This is a genomic window from Actinomycetospora sp., from assembly GCF_055612215.1.
On record NZ_JBVPVA010001158.1, the window covers coordinates 1 to 4,424 of the forward strand.

Annotated in this window: 3 protein-coding genes; 2 read left to right on the plus strand and 1 reads right to left on the minus strand. The window is 75.7% G+C overall.

Annotation, left to right across the window (positions count from 1 at the left end; all coding sequences use genetic code 11):
- Nucleotides 1–1,801, minus strand: a 1,801-nt coding sequence (locus AC0CYZ_RS31230) for an arylsulfatase (RefSeq protein ID WP_472222082.1), incomplete at its 3' end; no start/stop codon positions are given.
- A 102-nt stretch (nucleotides 1,802–1,903) separates the two neighbouring features.
- On the opposite strand from AC0CYZ_RS31230, the gene AC0CYZ_RS31235 reads away from it, so the two are divergent.
- Both AC0CYZ_RS31235 and AC0CYZ_RS31240 read left to right on the plus strand, forming a co-directional pair.
- On the plus strand, nucleotides 1,904–2,836 hold the full coding sequence (locus AC0CYZ_RS31235; protein WP_472222084.1) for a LysR family transcriptional regulator: 933 nt from the start codon (nucleotides 1,904–1,906) through the stop codon (nucleotides 2,834–2,836).
- Between the two features lie 23 nt (nucleotides 2,837–2,859).
- Nucleotides 2,860–4,424 (plus strand): enoyl-CoA hydratase-related protein (locus tag AC0CYZ_RS31240; RefSeq protein ID WP_472222086.1); only part of this gene is annotated, 1,565 nt, incomplete at its 3' end.

Below are 4,424 nucleotides of genomic sequence, written 5' to 3' on the forward strand. Positions count from 1 at the left end.
TGACCGAGCGGCGGTCCCCGAGCAGGTCGAGCCGGCCCGCGATGCTCGGGTTCTCCCGTTCGGTGACCCGGTCGTCGAGCGGGAAGACCTGGTACTTCGCCGCCTCGATGACGAACAGCTCGCGCAGGGTGGCGAGCGTCCCCGGGTGCTCGGCGGCGAGGTCGTGGGCCTGGCTCGGGTCGGTGCGCAGGTCGTAGAGCTCCCAGACGTCGTCGCGGAACGCCGGCCGCCCCGTCGGGACCATCTCCCAGGGCACGCCGTGACGGGTCACCGCGCTCCAGCCGTCGTGGTAGATGCCGCGGTTCCCGCACATCTCGAAGTACTGGGTCCGGCGACGGTCCGGCGCGTCGGGGGCGTCGAAGGTGTAGCGCATGCTCACGCCCTCGATCGGCTGCTGGGCGGCGCCGTCGACCGACACCGGGTGGGGGAGCCCGGCGCAGTCGAGGATCGTCGGGAGCACGTCGATGACGTGGTGGAACTGGTGCCGGAGCCCGCCGCGGTCGGGGATGCCGCGCGGCCAGTGCACGACCAGCCCGTCCCGCGTCCCGCCGAGGTGGGACGCCACCTGCTTCGTCCACTGGTACGGCGTGTTCAGCGCGAGCGCCCAGCCGACCGGGGCGATGGGGTAGCTGGTGGGCCCGCCGAGCTCGTCGAGGTGCCCGATCATCTCGGCGGGGTCGTCGACGAGACCGTGCCCGAGGCGGTGCTCGACGAGGGATCCCTCGAGGCCGCCCTCGCCCGAGGCGCCGTTGTCGCCGATCAGGTAGACGAACAGCGTGTCGTCGAGCGCGCCGAGCTCCTCGAGCGCCGCGACGAACCGGCCGAGCTGGGCGTCGGCGTGCTCGGTGAACCCGGCGAAGGTCTCCATGAACCGCGCCGCGAGGGCCCGCTGGTCGTCGCCGAGCTCGTCCCAGTGCGGCACGCCCTGCGCCCACGGGGCCAGGTCGGTGTGCTCCGGGACGACGCCGAGCTCCTTCTGGCGGGCGAGCGTGAGCTCGCGCTGGCGGTCCCAGCCGTGGTCGAACTCGCCGCGGTAGCGCTCCGGCCACTCGGGGGTGACGTGCAGCGGGGCGTGCGAGGCCCCGAAGGCGAGATAGGTGAAGAACGGCCGGTCCGGGGTCATCGTGCGCTGGGTGCGCACCCAGTCGACGGCGTGGTCGACGAGGTCCTCGGAGAGGTGGTACCCGGGCCGGCGCGCGGGCTCGACCGGGGTCGTGCCCTCGTAGAGCAGCGGCGACCAGTGGTTCATCTCGGCGCCCATGAACCCGTAGAAGTGGTCGAAGCCCTCCCCGGTGGGCCAGCGCTCGAACGGCCCCACCGGGCTGATCTCCGACGGCGGGGTCTGGTGCCACTTGCCGAACGCGGCGGTCGAGTAGCCGTTGGCCTGCAGCGTCCGGGCCATCGTCGCCGCGCTGCGCGGCCGGAAGCCGGTGTAGCCGGGGGCCGACGTCGCCATCTCGGTGGTCCCGCCCATGCCGACCGAGTGGTGGTTGCGCCCGGTCATGAGCGCCTGGCGGGTGGGCGAGCAGAGGGCGGTGACGTGGAAGCGGGTGTAGCGCAGCCCGTCGGCGGCGAGCCGGTCGGCCGTCGGCATCCGGCAGGGCCCGCCGAACGCGCTCGAGCTGCCGAACCCCAGGTCGTCCAGGACGACGACGACCACGTGCGGCGCCGCGTCGGGGGCCGCCGTGGGGCGGACCGGGGCGAACGGTCCGGCCTGCTCGTCGATCCCGAGGGCGGTGACCGCCCGCGACGTCGTTCCCGGCTCCGGCAGCACATGACGACCACCGTTGAACCCGCTCATCCGACTCCTCGCTCCGCGTCGAAAAACCCGTTCTCAGCATCGTCCGCGGCCAGCGTTCAGGTCCAGCGGACGTTTGCGCACACCGGTGTTTAGATGTCCTGCATGGAGCTGTCGCTGCGGCGCCTGCGGACACTGCGGGAGGTCGCGCGCCGGGGCGGGGTCAACGCGGCCGCGGCGACCCTGCACTTCTCGCCGTCGGCGGTGTCCCAGCAGCTCGAGGCCCTCGCGGTCGAGGTCGGCGCCCCGGTCCTCGAGCGGGTCGGACGCGGCGTGCGCGTCACCGAGGTCGGCCGGGTCCTGGTCGAGCACGCCGAGGTCCTCCTGGCCGCCGAGCAGGCGGCGTGCGCGGCGGTCGAGGAGGCCCGGCAGAGCCTGTCCGCGCACCTCACGGTCGGGGTGTTCGCCGCGGCCGCCGCCGCGCTGCTCCCCGCCGTGATCGACGACCTCGCCGGGCGCCACCCCGGCGTCACCCTCGACAGCGCCGAGGCCGACGGCGAGGACGTCGTCACCGACGTGCGCCACGGCCACCTCGACCTGGCGCTGCTGCTCGACTACCCCGATGCCCCGGAACCGTGGAAGCCCGACCTCGCGGTCGTCCCGCTGGGCCGGGACCGCATCCACCTCGCCGCCCCGTCCGGCTCCCCGTACGCGCCGGGCGTCGACCTCGGGGCGCTCGCCGAGGAGAACTGGATCATCTCCGGGCCGGAGACCTACTGGGGGCGCGCGGTGCGCACGGCGTGCCGCGCCGCGGGCTTCGAGCCCCACATCCGGCACCGCGTCGACAGCTCCGCGACCGCCCTGGCCATGGTCGCGGCCGGCCTCGGCGTCACCCTCGTCAGCGACCTCGGGCGGATCTTCTCCCCGGCGCACGGCGTGGTCGTCGTCCCGCTCGCCCGTCCGCTGTCGCGCACCATCGTCGTCGCCCACCTCCCGCACACCCGCGACCGACCGACCGCCCGGGCCGTCCTCGACGCGTTCTCCCGCGCCGCGGTGTCGCAGGGACTGGCCCCGGCCGAGCGGCCCGACCCGTCGTGACCGACGACCCCGAGGAGCCCCGCATGGCGGTGACCACCGAGCAGCACGGCCGCGTGCTCGTCGTGCGCATCGAGCGGCCCGAGAAGCGCAACGCGATCGACGCCGCCACCGCGCGCGGGATCGACGAGGCCCTCAACCGCTTCCAGGACGACCCCGCGCTGTGGGTGGCCGTCCTCACCGGCACGCCGCAGGTGTTCTGCGCGGGCACCGACATCGTCGCCGGTCCGGGAGAGCCGACCGCGCGCGGCGGGCCCTACGGCGTCATCCGGCGCCGCCACACCAAGCCGGTCGTCGCGGCCGTCGAGGGTCTCGCGCTCGGCGGCGGTTTCGAGATCGCCATGGCCTGCGATCTGGTGGTGGCCTCGCGGGAGGCCGCCTTCGGCCTGCCCGAGACCCGGCGCGGGCTCGTCGCCAACTCCGGCGCGCTGCTGCGGGCGATGCGGTGCCTGCCGCTCAACGTCGCCCGCGAGCTCCTGATCACCGGCACCCGGCTCGACGCCCGGCGCGCGCACGAGATCGGCTTCGTCACCCGGCTCGCCGAGCCCGGTCGGGCCGTCGCGGCGGCCCTGGACCTGGCGGAGGAGATCTGTGCGTCCTCGCCGACGGCGGTGTCGGCCACGCTGGGGGCGCTGGAGGAGCAGTGGGACCAGGCCGAGGCGGCCGGGTGGGCGGCGACGGCCCGGGCCGAGCAGCGGATCGCGGCGGGCCCGGACAAGCAGGAGGGCCTCGACGCGTTCGCCGCGAAGCGACCGCCCCACTGGAGCGACCCGGGCACCGCCCCGACGTCGGCCCGTCCGGCCCCACGCCTCCGGGGTGCCCGGGAGCTGCTCGGGGCCGTGCTCGACGAGCACACCTACCGCTCCTGGGACGAGGAGTTCCCCGCCCCGCCCGCGGCCGCCGACGGCCCGGACTACCGGGCGGACCTGGCCGCCGCGCGGGAGCGCAGCGGGGAGGACGAGGCGGTCCTGACCGGCGAGGGCGACCTGGCCGGGCACCGGATCGCGGTGGTGGTCGGCGAGTTCCGCTTCCTCGGGGGCTCGATCGGCGTCCACACCGCCGCCCGCATCCTCGCCGCGGTGCAGCGCGCCACCGAGCGCGCGCTGCCCCTGCTCGCGGTGACCGCCTCGGGCGGCACCCGGATGCAGGAGGGCGCGCTCGCGTTCGCGCGGATGCCCGCGATCGCGGCCGCCGTGACCGCGCACAAGGCCGCCGGGCTGCTCTACGTCGTCTACCAGCGCCACCCCACCACCGGCGGGGTCCTCGCCTCCTGGGGCTCGCTCGGGCACCTCACCCTCGCCGAGCCGGGGGCGCTGATCGCCTTCCTCGGCCCGAAGGTCTACGCCGCCCTGCACGGGGAGCCGTTCCCCGCGGGGGTCCAGACCGCGGAGAACCTCCTCGCGCACGGCGTCGTCGACGCGGTGGTGGCCCCGGAGGCGCTCCGCGGACACCTGGCGACCGTCCTGGACCTGCTGGCGCGGGACGGGGCGGTCGTCGACGACCTGGGCGCGGCCGGGGGTCCGGTCGACGAGCCCGGGGCGGCGTGGGAGTCCGTCGGGCGCACCCGGCGGCGAGAGCGCCCAGGCCTGGC